Here is a 19,693-nt window from a genome sequence, read left to right as displayed (position 1 = left end):
ACTCCGCAATCCTACGCCGCGAGTTGTGCCAAATGTTTTGACGACGGACAAAGTGCACTGCGGTCCGATTCGACGCCGTTGATTTTAAGGTCAGGGTTCTCGCGTTGCGCGGCGACCAGCGTAGCACGAAGGTTTCCAGCAGAGACGGAGTTGTTGAACCCGACAACGAAACCTCCTGCACGGCCACTGCCCGCCGCGCGCGTGTTGGCGATCATCCGGTCCGCATTGGCGACCATAGGTCGGGCGCTGCGCAGAAATCGCAACCCGGCGGTCGTTGGAGCTACACCCGAGTGTGACCTCAAGAATAGCTGAGCGCCGACCGATCGTTCGAGCTTCATAACTGAGCGACTGAGCGTTGATTGTTCAACATCAAGGGCGCGGGCGGCGCGATAAAAGCTGCCGTGATCCGCTGCAGCGATTGCATATCTTAGTTGACGAATGTCGAATGCCAATTACGAGCCCCGGATGTTGACGGTACAATCATCACTTTCCTGATTTCGAGCTGGCGGACTGTGCGCCAAAGAACCACGCGTACAGAACGGGCACCGCGCCCAATGTGATTGCCAGAGCAAACACCAAACCAAACGCGATAGCGCTGGCCAAGCCGTAGAAAAGCACGTCCTGTCCGATGATGAGCGGTAGGAGTCCGAGGATCGTGGTGATCGTCGTCATCAGGATTGGTCGGAACCGGCGCATGCCGGCCTGGACCACCGCTTCGGCTACTTGCTCAACGTCAGCATCGTCGCGCGTTTTGCCTTCATCGTGTGCACGTTTCTCCGCTTCACTGCGCTCGATCTCGCAGCGGTCGACGAGAACGATGGCATTGTTGATGATAATGCCAAACAGAGCGAACAGGCCGAGGATCACCATGAAGCCGAAATCGGCCTGCATGATATGAAGCCCGGCTGCCGCACCGATCACGCCCAGAGGAACGACTAGGAGAACGACACCGGCCTGTCGGAACGCACCGAACTGGATCACCAGCATGATGACGATCAGCCCCATCATCAGGGGCAGATTGGCGAGCAGCGCGCTGGTGCCTTCCGAGCTCTCGGCGATAATGCCGTCCCATTCTATATGATGACCCGGCGGCAGCATCGCCTCGAGCTCGTCGAGCTTGTCCTGCACCATCGGAACCATGTCCTGCGGGGTGACCGAGGTAGGACGCGCTTCGACCGTGAGCGTCTTGATCAGGTTCTCGCTCTGGATGCGTCCCCGTTGCGGGACAAGCGAAGCCATCGCTACTTCACCCAACTGTACGACCGCTCCTTCCGCCCCGACAAGCGTCACCGCTTCCAGTCGGGCCGGATCGGTGCGCTCGATTTCGGGAGCACGAATGACGATCGGCGCGAGATCATCGCCGTCGCGATAGACGCCTACGGATTGCCCCGAGAAATAGGTCGTGAGCGCACGCGAGACGTCGGCCGAGGTCACGCCCGCCGCACGCGCGGCCGCTTGGTCGACCTCGACCCTGTATTGCATGGACGGTTCTTCCCAATCGGAGAAGATGTCGATCGTCCCTTCGACCTCGCGCAGGATGCCCGCGAGCTTGTCGCCCGTTTCAAGCAGGACATCGGGGTCCGGGCCGCGAACCTGCACCTGGATCACGTTGGGATCGCTCGGCCCGAGGAACATCCCCGCGATCCGCATCCGAGTGTCGGGAAAGGCCACGGCCATGTCCTGCCGCAATTGCTCGACACCGGCATCGCGCACCTCCGCGTCCTTCGCGTTGATGACGAGGAAACCCCTATTGGGGGCTGGGTCCGATGGTGCGAGCGACAGCACGAAGCGCGGTCCCCCAAACCCTGAATAGGAAGCCACGTTGTCGAAGTCTGGATAGCGCTCGTCATCGTCAATGAACTCGGAGATCGCCTGAACCTTTTCGTCCATCGCAACGCTCGAGGTTCCTACGGGCATGTCGGCATAGACGAGTATCTGCGCACGGTCGGACGAGGGGAAGAATTGTTGCGGAACCAGCTGCAGCGATGCCGCTGCGATAGCAAACAGCGCGGCCATGCCGCCAAGATAGAGCTTGCGATGCGCGAGCGCCCAGCGAAGAAGCTTCTCGTAGCGCGCCGATCCCCAGTCGAACGTTTCGTCAACCTTGGCCCTGATCTTGCCCTTCTGTTGCTCCTCGGGTGGCCTGGCGAACCAATAGCACAGGGTGGGGATCACCGTGACCGCGATCAGCCAAGAGCTCGACAGAGCGATCAGGATGACGAGCGAAATGTTGCGCGTGTATTCACCCGATTCCTGCTGCGCGAGCATGAGCGGCAGGAACACAAGGATAATGGTGAGTGTCGACGCGAGGAGCGGCCCGGCGAGTTCTCCGCCCGTCTGACCGATAGCCTTGCGCCGGTCGATGCCTTCGGCGAGGCGCTGTTCGAAATCCTCCGCGATCACAATGCCGTTATCGACCAGCAGGCCGAGCGCGATAACGATGGTTGCAAGGCTCATACGCTCTAGCTTGATGCCGTACATGCCCATGATTGCGAGTGTGATCAGCACGACCGCAGGAACCACTGCGCCGATTACGAGCCCCGTGCGAAGGCCAAGGAAGAGGATCATGGTCGCAAGCACGATGGCGAGCGTCTGGAGGACGTTGAAGCTAACGCCGTAGACAGCGTTCTTCACCTGCTCGGCCTGCCAGGTCATGGTTTCAAGCGTTATGCCCGCGGGCAGCGACTGGCGCACGTCGTCGATCGTTTCCTGCGCGCGATCGGCGTAGTTGATCACGCTTTGCGCCTCGTCCATCGAGATGGCGAAGACGATGGCAGGATCACCGTTGAAATAGGCGCGCTGCAACGGAGGATCGATAGATCGTTTGCTGACCTGCGCGTAATCGCCGAGCCGGATGGTCCCTGCCGGGCCGAGGTCGAGATAAAGGTTTCTGACGTCTTCAAGTGTTTCGAAGGCGCCCGACGGTTCGATCGACAATCGGCGGCTTTCGGTCTCGATTGCGCCACCGGGCGCCACGACGTTCTGCTGTGCGAGCGCCGCAGCGACCGCATCGAGCGGAACGCCGAGTTGGGCGAGCACCGCATTGCTCATCTCGATATAGACCCGCTCCTGCGGTCGACCCAGGATGTCGACGCGCTTGGTGCCGGGAATGGTGTAGAGCTGGTCGCGCACATGCTCCGCAAGATCGCCCAGCTCGTCCATCGGGAAATCGGCAGATTGCAACGCCAGCGTAATGACCGCGACATCGCCGAACTCGTCGTTGATGATTGGCGCCATCGTACCTTCGGGGAACTGGCCCACAGTCTCCTCGACCTTTTCGTCCAGTTCGTCCCACGCCTGATCAAGATCGTCGGTGGCGAAGGCGACTTCGGCATGGATAATCGATTGTCCCTCCATTGAAGTGGCACGCACTTCGTCGACCTCGGGCATCGTCTTGATAGCTTCGGCGAGCGGGGTGGTGATGAGGGTCTCGACCCGTGTCGCGTCCATCCCCGGATGCGCGGTAACGACCACGGCTTCGCGGATAGTGATCGTGGGGTCCTCGCGCGCGGGAAGCGTGAAATAGCTCGCGACGCCGTAGATCATCGCGAGCACGACGATGAGTAAAACCGCCGCGCGGTAGCGGAAGCCGAGTTCCGAAAGATTGCTCACGATGCGAACCGCCGCGCGCCGGCGCCGATCAGACTGACGCGCTCACCGGTTTGCAGAAAGGCTGCTCCCTTGCTGACGACGACGTCGCCGCTCTTCAGCCCGCTCGTTACCGTAACGCGGTTCTCGCTCGCCGCTTCGAACCGGATGGTGCGCGCGGAAACTTTATCGGTTTGCGTGTCGACGACCCATACCTCTCCGCGATCGGGACCGGTGGGCATGATGGCGGTCAGCGGTATCGCGTAAGTGGCGGACTGTGGCCGCGGTTCTTCGTTACCGGCGTCGCGAGACAGGCGAACCTCGGCCACCTCGCCGGGCTCGATCGTCCCTTCACCGGCCATCACCCGTGCGACGATTTCGAAGGCGCCCGGCCCGCTGCCGCGGCTGGAAATCTCGGTGATGGTCGCCGCAAGAGCTGGCACGTCGCGTCCCGGTCGGAGCACCTCGACCGATTGACCGGTGGCAAGCCGATCGCGCAGCGTTCCGGGGACGCTGAAGACCACTTCGGTTCCGAAACCGTCGAGCTCGAGCACCGGCTGGCCGGGGGAGACCTGGGTGCCCGGCTCGACGATCCTGCGCGCCACACGACCCGAAAAGGGGGCGCGCAATCGGGTATCGGAAAGCGTCTCGCGCGCCGAGCCAGCCTGCGCCTGCCCGGCATCTAGAAGGGCCTCGAGACTGTTTACCTCGGCATCGGCGGTCTCCAGCCGCGTCTCGGAGGTTGCACCCTCGGCAAAGAGCGCGCGCTGTCGCTCCGCTTCCTGTCGGGCGCGCGCAAGCCGCGCGCGGGTTTCGACGACCTGCGCGTCGGCAGACGCGGCATTGAAGCGATAGGTCGCGGAATCGAGTGTCGCGACCACCGCGCCGCGTCCGACCCGATCGCCGATCTCGGCGCGTACGGAGGTGAGGGTCCCACCGACTTCGAAGCTGAGTGACGCGCGCTGTTCGGCGCGTACGCGCGCCGGGAAGGTCACTTGATCGTCGGATGTGGTTTCCGAAGCGCCGACTTCGACCCAGGCGACAGGTCTGGGCTCGGGCGGTTTTTCCGTTTCGGAACAGCCAGCCAGCAAGAAGGCTGACCCAAAAAGGGCGAGGGTATGTTTCACGATGGGTCTCCCGATGGTGCGGCCTGCCAGCCGCCGCCGAGTGCGGCGTACAGCCCCGCCATGGCAAGACTCGCCTGGCGATAGGCAATCGCTCGGCCGCGTTCCGCATTCCGCAGACCCCGCTCAGCCTCTTGCAAGCGAAGCTGGTCGATCGCGCCGTACTGGAACTGGATGCGGGCGAGGCGGTAATTTTCTGCCGAAAGGGTCGCGGCGCGCTCGCTCAGTGCAAGTGCCTCACGTCCCAGGTCGTAGCGGGCGATGGCCGTCTCGGTTTCCTCGAGCGCGGTTAGAATGCTTTGCTCGTAAGCAAGCGCAGCCCGGCGCGCTTCCAACTGAGCGAGATCGATTTCCGCGCGGATTCGACCGCCTTCGAAGACGCGCCACGACAAAAACGGCACGATGGAATAGCTGGTGCTGTCGCCATCGAAGAGCGTATCTAGCGCGATCGATGAGAAGCCCCCTGCCGCGTTGAGGCGCAGCTGCGGGAAAAGCTCGGCCCTCGCGACGCCAATCTCGGCGGTCTCGGCCGCCAGTTCGCGTTCAGCGCGCGCGATATCGGGGCGCCTTCGGAGCAGATCGGCGCGCAGGCCGACAGGCACGTCGAGCAGCGCGACCTCGTTCCGATCCTCGGTCGCGAGCGCGATCTCTCGTTCCGGCAACCCGCCGATCAGCGGCCCGAGAGCCAGGGCAGCAGCCCTTATCTCGACATCGAGGCGCGGAAGCTCGGCTTCGATGCGGGCGAGCTCGCTTTCAACGAGCAGCAGGTCGGCACGCGATATTTCGCCCTCGCGAAGCTGAATATTCGAGAGCGCCAGCAGTTCGCGCTGCGCCGCGATGCTGGCGAGAAGCGCGCCGCGCTCGGATTGGTATCCGATCAGGGCAAGATAGGTCGAAGCCGTCTCGATGGCCACGGCGAGCCGTGCACCGTTGGCGGCTGCAATCGCGCCTTCGATGCGCGCATCGCCCGCTTCCAGAGCGCGGCGCGTTTGGCCCCATAGGTCGATCTGCCAGGCGAGCGACCCCCCGACATCGTAGATTTCAAGTTCTCGCTGAAAGCCGGGGATCTGTGCAAAACCCGGATTGGCGTTGAGGCTTTGCTGCAGCGCGGTGACGGAGGCATCGGCTCCGACCGATGGAAGCGCGGAAGCCCTGATTTGCGCGCGTCGCGCCCGCGCTTCCTCGACCCGAAGGAGTGCCTGTCGGATCGTCAGATTGTCCTGCAGCGAAGCTTCGACCAGCCGAGTGAGCACCGGATCGCCCAGATTGCGCCACCAGGCGATGAATTCCGCTTCGGCGACCGGTACGCTTTCCCGATCGATCCAGTCGGTCGCTGTCGCCTCGATAGGAGGCCGCTCGTAATCAGGACCGACCGTGGCGCAGCCTGCCAGACCCGCCGAAAAAACGGCGGCTATCCATCGGCGATGGTGGCCTGGTCGCATTGTGAGTCTGATCATAATGGGCTGGCCTGCTAGGCGATTCGCTCTGAACCGTCTAGTACAATCTAGAACGAATTTGCTAAGTCAGTCGCTTGTTCCTGAAGGATTTCAGCAGCCGCTCCTGCGCGAAAGTCGCGTTAAGGCGCTGAGAAGATACGAAATATGTCGAATAACTTAGCGAGAGATCAATAGGTATATCGATTCCGAACGCCAAGCAGAAAAGCTACCCAAAAGTTCATCATGAACCTTCGGGTTGGCTTTCTGAAACCGAATCGCCTATGGCCACTTTCAGATCGGAACGAAGTGGAGCAGATGAACAAGATCACGCAGACGAAGAAGCGGGCGGCTATTCTCGCCGGGGCTCAGCGCGTGTTCGTACGCGAGGGGTTCGAGGGTACCAGCATGGATGCAGTGGCGCGCGAGGCGAAAGTCGCCAAGCCGACGCTCTACAATCACTTTCGCGACAAGAACGCACTTTACGTTGCGGTGGTCGAGCATTCCTTGACCCGGGTGCGCAGCGAGATCGTACCACCGGAATTGCGTGACATGACCGCGACCGAAGGTCTCAAGGTCATCACCACGCGCCTCGCACGCATGTTCGGGCGTGACGACGACGTGCTGCGTCTGTGCCGCATCTGCATCGGCGGCTTCGACCGCTTTCCGCTCGCTACTTCGACCTTCATGTATAACGGCCCCCAACGCGGCAACCGCGAAGTAGCGAGCATGATCGCGCTATGGGCCGGGCGGGGCGAGCTAGCGTGCGACGATCATGAACTTGCCGCCCAGCAATTGGGTGAACTTTGCAGGGTCGGGATTTTCGATCCGCGCTTGTACGGCTCGCGCGAGAAGGCGTCGATCGACGAATGTCACCGGATTGCTGCGGCCGCGTATCAGACCTTCATGGCGCGATATGGCAAATAGGAGCATGCGACGCAGGCCTGGTATCGCCTCGCGGATACCAAGACGGACATCGCCGGGAGCGATGCTTTTGATCGTCCTTTCTGCCGCGCTCGGTGCCTGCGCAACTCTGCCCGAGCGCGAAGACGTTTCCTCGGCGGCGCGGATGGGTGGACAACTCGTTGATTTCACCGGCACGCGGTTCGATACAGAGGCATCAATCGAGATTATCCGGCCATGGCATGATCGCTGGATGGCGGAGAGGCGAGCCTCGGGTGACGACGAACCGATCGACCTGCTGGCCATCTCCAGCGGGTCGGACAAAGGAGCCTTCTCGGCAGGCTTCCTTACGGGCTGGAGCAAACGCGGCGACCGGCCCGACTTCGATCTCGTCATCGGGGTCAGCACCGGCGCGCTTATCGCGCCTTTTGCTTTTCTAGGTCCAAGCGAGGACGACGCTTTGCGCCGCCTCTACACGGCAATCGACGCGGACGACATCTACCGTCAGCGTGCGATCTCCGGGCTGCTCGGTGGACCAGCTTTTGCAACCAGCCGTCCCTTGCTCGAAATGATCGAGCGCGAGGTTTCGCCCGAACTTGTCGAGCGGATCGCAGAGGAACACCGGAAGGGTCGCCGCCTTCTGGTAACTACGACCAATCTTGACACGCAGCGCGGCACGATCTGGGATCTGGGTTCTATCGCCGTCTCGCCGATGCCCAACCGCGAGCATCTTATCGAGAGTCTCCTTCTAGCCTCCTCGAGCGTCCCTGCGCTGATGCCGCCCGTAATGATCGATGTCGAGGCGGACGGGCAGCCCTTCCGCGAAATGCATGTTGACGGCGGCACCGCAGGAAGCTTCCTCGCGATACCGCCCAGCATCCTGTGGGGACAGGCCGAGCTCCGTGAGCGAGCGGATGTGACTAACGGCTCCTTCACCATTCTGTATAATGGCCGCCTTGCGCCGCAGGTCGAAGGCGTCGAGCCAACGGCTTTTTCGATCCTGCGCCGCTCGATCGAAACCATGATCGCCCATGCCGATAGGAACATCCTACGGTCCTATCGCGAATTCGCCGTCCATCATGGCGTAACGCTTGCGGTCTACCAGATCGGTGACGATTTCGATGATGACGCCTTCCCAGACGAGCAGTTCGATTCCGCATTCATGCAGGCCCTGTTCGCCCATGGCGAAGAGCAGGGACGTCAGTGATGATGTAGGGGCCTGCCGGCCTCCTACGGCGTTGGCCGTCGGGTTGCGAAGGCCAGCAAAAAGCATCTGTCAATGCCAGCGGACGCTGCATCTGAATGCTAATTTTTGTTCTCTCGGGCCTGCTGGTAGTTGCATTGAACTGCGCGAAACAGGTCACCTTCATGGGCGCGGCTATCGCTTTGCTCAACCGGTTGGTCGCGGATCGCGTCAAACCGACAACGCTCCAATTCATGGTCGCGGTCGTTCTAACTGGATTCTGGCTGATGCTTGGGTTGGTTTGCTCAGTCTGCCTTTGGGCGTCACGTCAGTCTGGAGAAGTAGGGCCGACGCACCCATGAAGCATCTAGCTAAACCGGACATCATCGCAACTCCGCTTGAAGGCGTTACCAGTTGCGGTTGGGTTCTGACAGACAGCGGTCTGGGTCTCAACCCGCGCAGACCGGATCGCAACTCTGTCGAAGAAGTCAGCCGATATCTCGCGAGGTTGCCTGGTTTTGACGTCGAACCGCTACAGCGTACTTGGCTGATGGTAAGTGTGATGGTTCTAAGCCTGAGAGGCTGAATGAAGAACTCCAGAAATCAACGTGTTAGGCGGCCCGATCGAGTCCTCTTCTGGCACCATTTGTTCTTCTCTTGTTCTCTCAGATAATCTATAAAGCCCGCAGAAATCCTAGGGATTTGGCCCTTGGATCGTTCCGGATCGTCCCGCCTGTTCTCGGGGGTTCCAGACATTTTTGCGGGCCTTTTGCGGGCCTTTGCGAAAACCACATTGGGAAAAGGCCCGCACATGCCTCTGACCGAGACTCGGCTTCGCGCCCTCAAGACCAAAGACAAGTCTTACAAGGTCGCTGACCAGCGCGGCCTCTATATCGAGGTCACGCCTGCTGGCGGCAAGCTCTGGCGCTTCCGGTACCGGATCGGCAAGATCGAGAAGAAGCTCGCAATCGGGAGCTATCCCGAGGTCAGCCTCAAGCAAGCGCGAGACGCAACCTACGAGGCGCGCCAGGCTGTTGCTTCCGGGATCGACCCAGCCTTTGAGAAGCGGAAGCGGAAGATCCGCGAGGAGTTTCTTTCTGCGCAGACTTTCGAGGCAGTCGCACGTGAGTATAGAGGCGAAATCCGGTGTTAGCATTCGCTTCGCGATCCCCAACCACCCCTGGGTGGATGAAAAGGATGGCGCAGCGGTGCGCATTGCGATGACGGTGGCTGCCCCGCAGGGCAAGTCCGGACGCGAAGCGGGCATGATCCAGACGGTCATTGACGAGAGTGGCGCGCCGCAGACGATCACCTTCGGCATCAATCTCGGCTTAATCAGCGCGGACTTGCGCATCGGAGCTGATGTGGCATCGACCAAGGCGCTCGATGCAAACGAAAACCTGTGTTCACCGGGGGTGAAGTTGCATGGCAATGGCTTCATCGTCACGCCGGAACAGGCAGAGGCTTTGTCGGTTCAAATCACCTATGCGCAACCACCCAACATTCGCACCGGAATTGGCGATGGCGATGCTGTAATCTTCGATTATCGCAATGGGCGCGATCTCGCCTCGCGGCCTCGCGGTGTGAAGGTGATTGATCTTTATGGCCTTATCGAAGCGGATATGCGGGATCGGCATCCCGCTGTCTATCAGCACGTGTTGGCCAATGTGAAACCGCATCGTGATGAGAACAACCGGGCCAGCTATCGTGAGAATTGGTGGCTGTTTGGCGAGCAGCGGTCCGAACTGCGCAAGGCCCTGCGTGGGGTGACCCGCTATATCGCCACCATCGAAACGGCCAAGCACCGGGTGTTCCAGTTTCTGCGGATGTCGATCCTGCCCGACAACAAGCTGGCCTGCATCGCACTGGACGACGCCTTCTGGCTGGGCGTGCTGTCGAGTCGTTTCCACGTTCCATGGGCTATCGCCAGCGGCGGTAGGCTCGGCATGGGCGACGATCCCGTCTATGTGAAATCCCGTTGCTTCGATCCTTTCCCATTTCCCGCTGACGTGCCCGAAACTCTGAAAGACAAGATCCGGGCCGAAGCCGAAGCGCTCGATGCCCTGCGCAAGCGAGTTTTGGCCGAGCACGAGGATCTGACCCTTACCAAGATCTACAACGTGCTCGAAGCCTTGCGGGAAGGCCGTGATTTGACTGATGCCGAGCGAGACATGCATGATCGAGGGCTCGTCACCCTGATCCGCCAGCACCACGATGCCATCGATGCACTGGTGGCAGAGGCCTACGGCTGGCCTGCCGACCTATCTGATGAGGACATCCTCAACCGCCTTGTTGCGCTCAATAGAGAACGCGCTGCGGAGGAATCTCGTGGCCTCGTCCGGTGGCTGCGCCCCGAGTTCCAGAACCCGCAGACGGACAACTGGCTGGATACCGGATCGGGCGTGAAACCTGTGCGGCCCGAGGCTGTCGCCGAACACCTGCCCGACAATGTGATCGCCTGGCCCGGCTCACTTCCCGAACAGGTTAGCGCCGTGCAGCAGGTGCTGTCCTCCGCGCAGGTGCCGCTTGCCCCTCAGGATGTCGCCCGCGCCTTTCAGGGTAAGCGAGCTGCAACCGTTCGCCCAGTGCTCGATGCCCTCGCAGGTATCGGCATGGCCCGACGGTTAAAGGATGGGAGATATGCGGCGTGATTTGTGAATTTAGGAACACCAGATGAAGATTTCTCAGGCCCTGGACAAAATCGACGAGAAGCAGCTCTTTGTGCCCGCTTTCCAACGCGAGTACGTTTGGAAGCGCGACGATGCGAAGCAGTTGGTGGACTCCCTTATCAAGGAATATCCAACGGGGACGATGCTGACTTGGGAGACCAACAACCCTCCCGAATTGAAGGGGCCTCACAAATACGATGAGAAGCAGGGCGCTGTAAGGATTCTACTGGACGGGCAGCAGCGGCTGACAACCTTGTACATGCTAATTCGCGGAGGCTTGCCGCCCTACTACACTGCTCCAGAAATTCTCAACGACACGCGTGGCCTTTATGTCAATGTGGAGACCAGAGAGCTTGAGTACTACAAAAAGCTCAAGATGGAGAACGACCCGCGCTGGCAAAACCTGACGGACATTTTTCAGCGAAAGATCAGAGCAAAGGATGTGGTCCGCTCTTTGGAGGACAAGGGCGAGGAAGTTACCCAACCGCGCGCATTTGCTGTTCTATATCCGCAAGCCTGCGCTCGCCGCAGATCCGACACTCGCTGAATGCGCCTTCGCAATTCACCCGGCGGATACTGCCAGGAACGCCGCCGGCGAGGTCACGATCCGAATTGCCGATCCGACAGCTGCTGGCTTTCTCGCCGACTGGCTTTTTCCAATGTTCGGAAAAACGCAAGGCAGAAGAGACGGCGCGCGGAGGCAACCGCTCATTCTCTCCGCCGATGAGCATTTTATAGAGAATGCCTTCCGCGCTTGGCGTGACGCGCTTGTGCAGGAGGCAGAGCAGCTCGGTACCCGCAGATACTGGCTTTCGAGGCAGGGCATCGCATTCGTTGAACGACCCGATCTGAACCTCTCATTCGCAACAACCCCCGAAGGTCAAGACAACGCGGTTCACGTCAACGTGCCCCAGACGGCTGGAAGCGAAAATCCTCTCTCCGGCATCGGGACCGCCGAAGACGGGGTGCGGTATGTGCTGCGACAGGCGTGGCTCCAGCCCAATGAAATGTCCCCCGAAGCGATCCGGGACGAGGTCTTTCACGAACGAACCGGTCTCGCACCCGTGCAGGTTATTGTCGCTGGCCGACCATCTCGACGGAGCTGGCATGTTGTTGCGCGACTCGATGGCGTAAGCGCGGACGAAATCCGGGACGAGACCGCGAACTTCGTGGGTCGGTGTTGGTCCGCACGCCTTTGGGATCGTGACGCCAGCGCGGACCGTGATCGGCTGACCGAACTTTTCGGCGCCGACGAGCGCGGCGGCCAAAGCGACTACGCGGTACCGGCACACGAGCGGCTGCTGCGCCGCCGCCACGGCGACGTGTGGCTTGCCCTGAATGCCGTCCTCGCTCGCGAGGGCATCCAAATGAGCAAGCCGAGGCATTTTGCGGGTTACGAGGTCGACGCGGTTATCCACGCGCCGTCCGGGCCACTGCTCGTCGAGATTAAGGCCGGGACCAGCGCGGCCGATATCTATGCCGGGATCGGCCAGCTCGCGCTATACCCGCAGCTGCTCCCTCGCCTGCAGGAAATGCCGCGCATCCTGTTGCTGCCGGGCAATCCGAGGCCAGCGCTCGTGGCCGCGGTCGGGAGTTGCGCCGTCGAATTGCATTCCTATGCGTTCGGTAGCGAGGGGCAAGCGACATTTTCCGCTGCGTTCTTGAAGCGATGTGGTTGCAAATTCTGATGGCCGACCCTCTGCTACTTCCGCTTGCTGAAGTTCTCATACAGGCACGTGTTCGGTGAGAACTCGTTCGTCACCTTACCACCACCAGTCGAGCCACCGCCGCGACCCATCATCCTGTTTCAGGTGCCCATCTTGGCCCGGCAAGTCATCCAGATTGGGCGCAACCACGCGCGAAAGGTTCTGAACGGACCGCATTAGGTCGACGCGATCGGCTTGAGCGAGCGTCCAGCTGCCAGCGCGATGATCAGCAAGGAATTGGGAATGTTTTATAAGTTCATGGGTGGAAGCGACGAAGATCTGGTCGCGGTCTTCGATCATGCCGTCGTTAACGGCTCGCTCAAATTTACGTCGGGGGCCCGGTTCAACGACCCGTTCGAGTTCAAGTTCATGTCGGTTGCACCTGGTCGCGACGCCTATGAGGCTTGGCACCGCACGCATCGGCCCGACGTGACCGCGGCGCAGCGCGACCATGGCTGGGAAGCGCTGACCGGCAAGCAAGCCGACTGGAACAGCGGGCTTGTGCCGCGCATGACAATGCTCGAGCACCTCTATGTGCTGTGCCTCGCGCAGCGCTGGGACATCCACCTCATGTGGTCGCATTATACTAGCGCGCATCATGGCTTCGCGATCTGCTACAAGCGCGAGATCGTGACCGCGCTCGCGACGCTGCCCGATTACGAGATGCACGGCGATGTTGTCTATGGCGATGCGGTGCCGGACTTGCGCTGGTTTTCCGGACCGCCCCAAGACATCATGCTGCCGGTCTTGCTGACCAAATCGTCGGACTGGGCCTATGAAGCCGAGCACCGCGTCGTGGTGACCGGGCCGCCGGGCAAGGAAGCGCTGTTCCATGCGATTGACCCCGACCTGATCGCCGGCGTGATCCTCGGCGCGCGCGTGCCAGAGGCTCTGGTCGGAAAGGCGCTGGCGCTTCGCAAGGCTCGCCCGGATTTCACGGTAGAGGAAGTCGGTTCAGCCCGTGACACCTACAAGCTGACTACTCACCGGATCGAAGACAACGTCCGACGGATGCGCGGATTTCTTTGAACAGGTCAACAACGACTCCGATGAACACGCCAGCAAGCATCCGCCCCGCAAGGCGCAAGATCACCCGCGCCGGAGGCAACAGCCCGATGATCGGCTTCAGCACAGTCGACTTGATCAGGATATCGTATTGCCTGCTCTCGCTATGATCGTTCGTAATTATGTTACGAACGGCTTCGATATCCAACACGAAGACCAATGCAAAACACATCCGCGTCTTGAGGATTATGGAGTGCCGTCTTAGGAGGATGCAAACGGTTGACTAGGCGCTGCGTGCACATGAAATATCTCGATCACGACGGCGCTGACTCTTTTTATCTGGCTAGCATTACCGGTTCTGAGCGTCCGGAGATCCCAGCCATGTCCCGGGCTGGGCGCCCTTTAATCCGGTAATGAGCCCCGCAATGACCAGCAAGCCCGAGGCCCCGGTAGCAACGGCGACGATACCGGCTTGTTGTCCGCCCGCGGCGTAGATTCCTGCCAGAGCCCACAGGAATACCAGCGCATATGGCGGGTTCCCGCGTCCGCGTGCGACCGCGAGGGCCCCGATAATGCCGCCGATGATCACGATTCCGGCGCTAATTGCAGCCGCAGCATCACCGCCCTCGATTCCGTGATACCTCAGCGATGCCGCGATGTTCACGATCGTTGCGGCCGTGAGCCAGGCTGCGAGAGCGCTGAGGGGTAGCACCACAAGCCAGCGCTGTATCCGCGTAAATGCGATTTCCCACCCGGCGAACACCCGGTACGTCCAAAGCAGACAGGCCAGCGTGAAAATAATGATCGCGGCCGAGATCGCCGAAAGACCAAAGGACTGCGTGTACAAGGCCCATACGGCGTTACCCATGAAGGCTCCTGCCGCCGGCCAACGCAGTCGTGCGAGCAACGGGTCATCGCGTTTTCGCGGCAGAACCTGGTAAATCGCAAACGCCAACGAGCCGGTGAAGAGCGGACCCCAGATCAAAAACGCCCACCCGGCGGGAGTGATCAGGGTCCGCACGTCATCCGACTGCGAGCCGATCCGCTCGCCGATACCAAGGCTCGGAAGGACCGGAACGAGGACCTGCAGGACAGCGGCCGCGATCACGAGCCAGCGGACTGCAAGGGAATGTCTGTCGGTTTCGTAAGGGGTGGTCGCCATCATATGCAAACCAACGCGAAAGCCATTGGTTTCTGCCTCGCCAGAAATGACTTTTTCAGCTCGGCCTACTCCTTCAATCCACATGATTGCGGCGGTCAACGCGTTCGCCGACATGTCCGGATGGGATTTAGTTTTCTCTTCGAGGCGGACGACCACTCAGATATTGCTTTGTTCTGGCGGCACACCAGCTGGCAGGCGCGCCGCGCATGTCGGGTCTTTGCGCAGTTCGATCTCGGCACCGAGACCGTAACAGCTCATCGAGATCGATCCCATCGAGTAGCCACGCACCAGCGCTTCGAGCGCCGCGCCTTCTGCCGATGCCAGGCCGGCAGCGTAAAGCAGCGGCAGGAAATGGTCCGGCGTCGGGACGGCTGCCGCGAAGTCCGGATGCTCGGCGAGCTTGAGGATGTCGGCGGGGTCGCGGAGAAGCAGTTCGGCCGCCGCGTCGTCGAACCGCTGGGCCCAGTCGAAGCCAAGGTTGGGCTGATCCCAGCGCAGCGCGCGCAGATTGTGCACCACATTGCCGCTGGCGAGGATCATCACGCCGCGATCCCGCAAGGCAGAGAGACGCCGCGCGAGATCGAGGTGGTAGTCGAGGGGCCGCGTCGCGTTAAGCGACAGCTGGACGACCGGAATGTCGGCGTTGGGATAGAGATGCGCGAGCACCGACCAGGTGCCATGGTCGAGACCCCACTGGTCTTGGTCGAGACCGACCCACTCGGGTTTGACCGCTTCAACGATTTCGCCGGCGAGATCGGGATCGCCCTTCGCGGGATAATCGAACGCGAAGAGCTCCTGCGGAAAGCCGTAGAAGTCGTGGATCGTCCTTGGCCTCGCCATCGCGGTCACCGCGGTCGCGCCGAAGTACCAGTGCGCCGACACTGCGAGGATTGCTTTGGGCCGGGGCAAGGTGCGCCCGAACGCCCGCCACGCATTGGTGTAGCCGTTGGCTTCGAGCGTGTTCATCGGGCTGCCGTGGCCAATGAAGAGAGCGGGCATGCGGGGCATTGGGAGTCTCCAACAGGGTAATGAGACAGGGGATCAACGAAAGGGACGCAGGAATGTGCCGTCAGTTGCCGTTCGCCGTCTCGTTGAGCTTGAACTCGGCCTCCAGGTTCAGAGTGACCTCGTCACCCAGCATTGGCAGTCCGTAGATGATGCCGAAGTCGGACCGCTTGATCGTGGCCTCGCCGTCGAAGCCGAGGGTATATTTCTGATCTACCGGGTTAATGCCAGCCTGGTTGAAATCGGCTTCGATGGTCACCGGCCTGGTCACGCCGCGTAATGTGAGGTTGCCAGTGATCGCCGCGCTATCCCGGTCGATCAGCCTCATCGAAGTGGCGGCGAACTGCGCCTGCGGGAAGTTTGCCGTGTCGAGAAAATCGGCTGTCCTGAGATGGCTGTCGAGCTGATCGTTGAGCGTCCCTACGCTGTCGGTATCGATGGTGGCCGAAAGCGTGCTCGCGGAAGGATTGCGGACGTCGAGATCGAGCGTGGCCGCGACATCGGTGAACTGCCCGACATAGGTCGAAAAGCCCATGTGATCGACCGACCAGGTGATCTTGCCGTGCGCAGGGTCGAGGACATAGCTACCCGAGCGGACCTCCACCGGATTTTGCGTCAGAGCGTCGCTCTGCGCGATGGCGCCTCCCGAAAGGACGGCAACGCCTAACGCAGCGATGATGGCATACTTGTGGTTCATGGTGGTTTCCTTGGACGATGGAGAGCCGAACCCCGCAGTCGGGGCAGGCCTAAACTGATTGATGGGGAACGGTGATCAGGCGGCGGTGCGCTCGATCCACGATGCGAAGGCATCGGCGAAGCTTTTGAAGAACTTCCGGGTGTCGTCGCTCTTGAACTCGCCCGCATCGTCGAACAGCTCCCAGCCGCCGCCAATGTAGGCTTCGGGTTGCTGCAGGACCGGCATGTCGAGAAAAACCAGCGACTGGCGTAGGTGATGGTTCGCGCCGAACCCGCCGATTCCGCCTGGGGACACGGACATTACCGCCGTGGGCTTCTTCGCGAAGGCGCTCTGGCCGTAAGGCCTTGAGCCCACGTCGATCGCGTTCTTGAGCGCACCAGGCACCGAGCGGTTGTACTCGGGGGTCACGAACAGGACCGCATCGGCGGCAGAAATTTGCTCGCGGAAACGCGTCCACGGGGTTGGTGCGCCGGCGGCCTCGACATCCTCGTCATAGAGGGGAAGGTCGCCGATCTCGACGAACTCGAACGCGAGATTGTCGGGCGCCAACCGGGTGACCGCCTCGGCGGCTTTCCGGTTGACCGACGCCTTGCGCAGGCTGCCGACGACAACGGCGACTTTGTAGGACTTGGACATGAGGATCTCCTGAGAATAGTTCTGGATGAATGAAACGGTGGATCAGGCGGCGTCGACCAGGACGATTTCGCTGTCGTTGACCGCTGTGATCGTGAACCGGTCGAGGCCGGTGATCGCGACGCCGTCGCGTGCCTCGGCAGTCTGGTCTTCGATCCGGACACTGCCGGTTGCGGGAACCAAATAGAGGTGCCGGTAGGGCGTGGTTTCGTAGGTTACGCTCTCCCCGGCGCGGATCGTCGCGCCGAGAACCCGCGCCCCGGTGCGGATCGGGAGTGCATCATCGTCTCCGGGCTGCCCCGAAGCTAGCGTTACGAACTTGCCGGCACGGTCATCCTTGGGAAACGGGCGCGCACCCCAAGCGGGCTCGCCGCCGCGCTGGTCGGGAATGATCCAGATCTGGAAGATGCGGGTCGTCTTGTCCTCGAGGTTGTATTCCGAGTGCGTTACGCCCTTGCCGGCCGACATGACCTGGACATCGCCTGCCTCGGTCCGGCCCTCGTTGTTCATGCTGTCGCGGTGCGTGATGGCGCCCTCGCGGACATAAGTGATGATCTCCATATCGTTGTGGGGGTGCGGCGGAAAACCTGACCTCGCGGCGATGGTATCGTCGTTCCAGACACGCAGGCTGCCCCAGCTTGTCCGTGCAGGGTCGTGGTAACCGGCAAAGGAAAAGTGATGGTGCGCATCGAGCCAGCCGTGATTGGCGGACCCCAGCGTGTGGAATTTCCTGACCTCGATCATGTGATTTACTCCGTATCAGCGTCTTGAACCCGATATGGACCTTGAACTGCAATCGGAAAACCAGGATAAACTTGGCCTAAATGTTCCATGGAGTTGAACAGTGCAAATCGGCCAGCCTACCCTCGACCAGTTGCGTCTCTTCCTTGCGGTGCACGACGAAGGCAGCTTCAACGCCGCGGCGCGCAAGCTTGGCAGGGCGGTCTCGGTGGTCAGCTACGGGATCGTCACGCTCGAGGGGCAGCTTGGCGTCAGCCTGTTCGACCGCGAAGGATCGCGGCGCCCGCGGCTGACCGCTGCAGGCCGGTCGCTGCTGGCGTCGGCGCGGGCCGTGATCGACGATGCCGACGATCTTGTCGCCAGGGCGCGCAGCATCCATGCAGGCGTCGAAACCGAAGTGTCGCTGGCGCTCGATGTCATGGTGCCGTTCGGTGCGGTGTCGGCGATCCTTCAGGATTTTCAGCAGGCGTTCCCGCTGGTCGATTTGCGGCTGCACGTCGAGGCGCTGGGCGCCGTGGCCGCACTTCTCCTCCATTCGCGCGCCGACCTGGCGGTGGCCGGCCCCGTGCTGCTCGATCTGCCCGAACTCGAGCGCAAGGAAATCGGCAGCGTCGAACTGGTACCGGTCGCCGCGCCAGGACACCCACTCTCGCAGCTGGCCGAAATCCGTCCTGGCCAGGCCCGCAATTACCTGCAGCTCGTCCTGACCGACCGTTCCACCTATACCGAAGGGCAGGACTTTTCGGTAGTGAGCCCGCGCAGCTGGCGACTGGCGGACCTTGGGGCGAAGCGCGCGCTCCTTATCGGGGGCAGCGGTTGGGGCAATATGCCTCGCCATCTGGTCGCGGATGACATCGCCGAAGATCGTCTGAGGATCCTCGATCTCCCCGAAGGCACGAGCGTGGATTACCGGCTCTCGGCCTTGTGGCGCAAGGACCGGCTGCCGGGTCCTGCGACGGCATGGTTGCTGCAGGCGCTCGAGAGAGCGTTATAACCCGGTTTTCAAGCGTCGGGAGCGCGCGGCTTGTAACGGGGTAGCGACCATCCGAACGCGAGCGCCCCTGCGCGCAACCCAAACCCCGCGGCCAGCGCCAAGCCGACTGCGAGTTCTCGGGATAACCCCAAGGCGCTGAAGCTGATATAGCTTGCTGCCGAAACCACGGCTGCGGTCACATAAATCTCGTGGGAGAAGATAATCGAATCCTCCTTCCCAAGCACGTCGCGAATGATTCCACCGAAACAGGCGGTGATCACGCCCATGGTAATTGCAACGATCGGTGCTTCGCCGAGACTTGCGGCTTTCTCTGCGCCCGCCGTCGCGAAAAGCGCGAGGCCGAGCGCATCAAGCCAGAGGATCAGCCGGTAGCGCGAAGTCACGAGATGTGCAGTGAAGAAGACACCGATCGAAACAGCGACGCAGACTGCGAGATATTGCGGGCGATCCAACCACAGGACCGGGTGCGCATCGAGAATGAGATCGCGAATGGTTCCGCCACCGATGCCGGTAACAGTGCCAAGAAGAATGAAGCCAATCACATCCATCTGGTTGCGCGAGGCAACCAAGGCGCCTGTGATCGTGAACACCACGATGCCGATCCAGTCGAGCAGAATTATGCTGTTTTCAAACATGATGGTCCCGACGACGCGTGAATGTCTCAGCCCGATGTAGCGCTATTCTTCGATCGTCTCAGGCAAAAATGCAGCATTGTTCATAGATGACGAAATTACCCCCCGCGCCTCTGGTCGTTTGCCGCTTGCTCACAAGTAAGCGCAGCTTGACGAAAGGCATATTGGTGGGGAAACTTCGCCTTTGGCGTCCAAGGCGTGAATGGGTTTCGAGTCCT

19 protein-coding genes are annotated in these 19,693 nt (G+C 61.2%); 8 read left to right on the top strand and 11 right to left on the bottom strand.

All coding sequences use genetic code 11. The features are described from left to right. Positions 1-11 precede the first annotated feature (11 nt). Genes ACWIKC_RS11400 through ACWIKC_RS11385 form a run of 4 tightly spaced genes read right to left on the bottom strand, consistent with a single transcriptional unit; the run spans position 12 to position 6,169 of the window. On the bottom strand, positions 12-452 hold the full coding sequence (locus tag ACWIKC_RS11400; RefSeq protein ID WP_454597618.1) for a LysR family transcriptional regulator: 441 nt from the start codon (positions 450-452) through the stop codon (positions 12-14). A 31-nt stretch (positions 453-483) separates the two neighbouring features. After that, on the bottom strand, positions 484-3,612 hold the full coding sequence (locus ACWIKC_RS11395) for an efflux RND transporter permease subunit (RefSeq protein WP_454597617.1): 3,129 nt from the start codon (positions 3,610-3,612) through the stop codon (positions 484-486). Then, positions 3,609-4,715 (bottom strand): efflux RND transporter periplasmic adaptor subunit, encoded by a 1,107-nt coding sequence (locus ACWIKC_RS11390; RefSeq protein WP_192796942.1) that lies wholly within the window; start codon positions 4,713-4,715, stop codon positions 3,609-3,611. The genes ACWIKC_RS11395 and ACWIKC_RS11390 overlap by 4 nt, the downstream gene beginning before the upstream one ends. Beyond that, positions 4,712-6,169, bottom strand: coding sequence for an efflux transporter outer membrane subunit (locus ACWIKC_RS11385; RefSeq protein WP_066842334.1), 1,458 nt, complete (start codon positions 6,167-6,169; stop codon positions 4,712-4,714). The genes ACWIKC_RS11390 and ACWIKC_RS11385 overlap by 4 nt, the downstream gene beginning before the upstream one ends. 294 nt (positions 6,170-6,463) lie before the next feature. Between ACWIKC_RS11385 and ACWIKC_RS11380 the strand changes: the two genes are divergently transcribed. From ACWIKC_RS11380 to ACWIKC_RS11350, 7 genes are all read left to right on the top strand, one after another. Beyond that, on the top strand, positions 6,464-7,072 hold the full coding sequence (locus ACWIKC_RS11380) for a TetR/AcrR family transcriptional regulator (RefSeq protein ID WP_454597616.1): 609 nt from the start codon (positions 6,464-6,466) through the stop codon (positions 7,070-7,072). Between the two features lie 61 nt (positions 7,073-7,133). After that, complete coding sequence (locus tag ACWIKC_RS11375; RefSeq protein WP_454597615.1) at positions 7,134-8,255, top strand: patatin-like phospholipase family protein; 1,122 nt, start codon at positions 7,134-7,136, stop codon at positions 8,253-8,255. A gap of 685 nt (positions 8,256-8,940) precedes the next feature. Next, positions 8,941-9,384, top strand: coding sequence for an Arm DNA-binding domain-containing protein (locus ACWIKC_RS11370; protein WP_454597614.1), 444 nt, complete (start codon positions 8,941-8,943; stop codon positions 9,382-9,384). Further along, a complete protein-coding gene (locus ACWIKC_RS11365) occupies positions 9,356-10,882 on the top strand; it encodes a hypothetical protein (RefSeq protein WP_454597613.1) in 1,527 nt (508 codons plus the stop codon). Before ACWIKC_RS11370 ends, ACWIKC_RS11365 begins: the two co-directional genes overlap by 29 nt. Positions 10,883-10,904: 22 nt before the next feature. After that, positions 10,905-11,447, top strand: coding sequence for a DUF262 domain-containing protein (locus ACWIKC_RS11360; protein WP_454597612.1), 543 nt, complete (start codon positions 10,905-10,907; stop codon positions 11,445-11,447). Then, the gene (locus ACWIKC_RS11355; protein ID WP_454597611.1) at positions 11,395-12,588 is read left to right on the top strand and encodes a hypothetical protein; all 1,194 of its coding nucleotides are present in this window, start codon (positions 11,395-11,397) and stop codon (positions 12,586-12,588) included. The genes ACWIKC_RS11360 and ACWIKC_RS11355 overlap by 53 nt, the downstream gene beginning before the upstream one ends. 261 nt (positions 12,589-12,849) lie before the next feature. Further along, entirely contained in the window at positions 12,850-13,635 is a 786-nt protein-coding gene (locus ACWIKC_RS11350) for a DUF2971 domain-containing protein (protein ID WP_454597610.1), read from the top strand. Here the strand turns inward: ACWIKC_RS11350 and ACWIKC_RS11345 are convergent. From ACWIKC_RS11345 to ACWIKC_RS11320, 6 genes are all read right to left on the bottom strand, one after another. Beyond that, on the bottom strand, positions 13,586-13,819 hold the full coding sequence (locus tag ACWIKC_RS11345) for a hypothetical protein (protein WP_454597609.1): 234 nt from the start codon (positions 13,817-13,819) through the stop codon (positions 13,586-13,588). The genes ACWIKC_RS11350 and ACWIKC_RS11345 overlap by 50 nt on opposite strands. A gap of 141 nt (positions 13,820-13,960) precedes the next feature. Next, complete coding sequence (locus tag ACWIKC_RS11340) at positions 13,961-14,929, bottom strand: hypothetical protein (protein WP_454597608.1); 969 nt, start codon at positions 14,927-14,929, stop codon at positions 13,961-13,963. Continuing rightward, positions 14,930-15,781, bottom strand: a complete 852-nt coding sequence (gene ygiD, locus ACWIKC_RS11335) for a 4,5-DOPA-extradiol-dioxygenase (protein ID WP_454597607.1) — start codon at positions 15,779-15,781, stop codon at positions 14,930-14,932. A 61-nt stretch (positions 15,782-15,842) separates the two neighbouring features. Further along, positions 15,843-16,475 (bottom strand): YceI family protein, encoded by a 633-nt coding sequence (locus tag ACWIKC_RS11330; RefSeq protein WP_454597606.1) that lies wholly within the window; start codon positions 16,473-16,475, stop codon positions 15,843-15,845. Between the two features lie 75 nt (positions 16,476-16,550). Continuing rightward, entirely contained in the window at positions 16,551-17,111 is a 561-nt protein-coding gene (locus tag ACWIKC_RS11325; RefSeq protein WP_454597605.1) for an NADPH-dependent FMN reductase, read from the bottom strand. Between the two features lie 42 nt (positions 17,112-17,153). After that, complete coding sequence (locus ACWIKC_RS11320) at positions 17,154-17,852, bottom strand: pirin family protein (RefSeq protein WP_454597604.1); 699 nt, start codon at positions 17,850-17,852, stop codon at positions 17,154-17,156. Positions 17,853-17,952: 100 nt separating this feature from the next. Between ACWIKC_RS11320 and ACWIKC_RS11315 the strand changes: the two genes are divergently transcribed. After that, positions 17,953-18,843: a LysR family transcriptional regulator gene (locus ACWIKC_RS11315; protein ID WP_006833882.1), complete on the top strand. Its 891-nt coding sequence runs from the start codon at positions 17,953-17,955 to the stop codon at positions 18,841-18,843. An 8-nt stretch (positions 18,844-18,851) separates the two neighbouring features. On the opposite strand, the gene ACWIKC_RS11310 is transcribed toward ACWIKC_RS11315, so the two are convergent. After that, positions 18,852-19,478: a trimeric intracellular cation channel family protein gene (locus ACWIKC_RS11310; RefSeq protein WP_454597603.1), complete on the bottom strand. Its 627-nt coding sequence runs from the start codon at positions 19,476-19,478 to the stop codon at positions 18,852-18,854. Positions 19,479-19,693 lie beyond the last annotated feature (215 nt).

Source organism: Qipengyuania sp. SM2507 (assembly GCF_053714505.1).
Note: the sequence above shows the minus strand (reverse complement) of the source record. Positions and strands in the feature narration are given on the sequence as shown.

Excerpts from the sequence above, each read along its gene's own strand:
- ACWIKC_RS11385 (WP_066842334.1), bottom strand. The coding sequence starts at position 6,169 with ATGATCAGACTCACAATGCGACCAGGCCACCATCGCCGATGGATAGCC.
- ACWIKC_RS11360 (WP_454597612.1), top strand. The coding sequence starts at position 10,905 with ATGAAGATTTCTCAGGCCCTGGACAAAATCGACGAGAAGCAGCTCTTT.
- ACWIKC_RS11310 (WP_454597603.1), bottom strand. The coding sequence starts at position 19,478 with ATGTTTGAAAACAGCATAATTCTGCTCGACTGGATCGGCATCGTGGTG.
- ACWIKC_RS11330 (WP_454597606.1), bottom strand. The coding sequence starts at position 16,475 with ATGAACCACAAGTATGCCATCATCGCTGCGTTAGGCGTTGCCGTCCTT.
- ACWIKC_RS11325 (WP_454597605.1), bottom strand. The coding sequence starts at position 17,111 with ATGTCCAAGTCCTACAAAGTCGCCGTTGTCGTCGGCAGCCTGCGCAAG.
- ACWIKC_RS11350 (WP_454597610.1), top strand. The coding sequence starts at position 12,850 with ATGTTTTATAAGTTCATGGGTGGAAGCGACGAAGATCTGGTCGCGGTC.
- ACWIKC_RS11320 (WP_454597604.1), bottom strand. The coding sequence starts at position 17,852 with ATGATCGAGGTCAGGAAATTCCACACGCTGGGGTCCGCCAATCACGGC.
- ACWIKC_RS11380 (WP_454597616.1), top strand. The coding sequence starts at position 6,464 with ATGAACAAGATCACGCAGACGAAGAAGCGGGCGGCTATTCTCGCCGGG.
- ACWIKC_RS11375 (WP_454597615.1), top strand. The coding sequence starts at position 7,134 with ATGCTTTTGATCGTCCTTTCTGCCGCGCTCGGTGCCTGCGCAACTCTG.
- ygiD (WP_454597607.1), bottom strand. The coding sequence starts at position 15,781 with ATGCCCCGCATGCCCGCTCTCTTCATTGGCCACGGCAGCCCGATGAAC.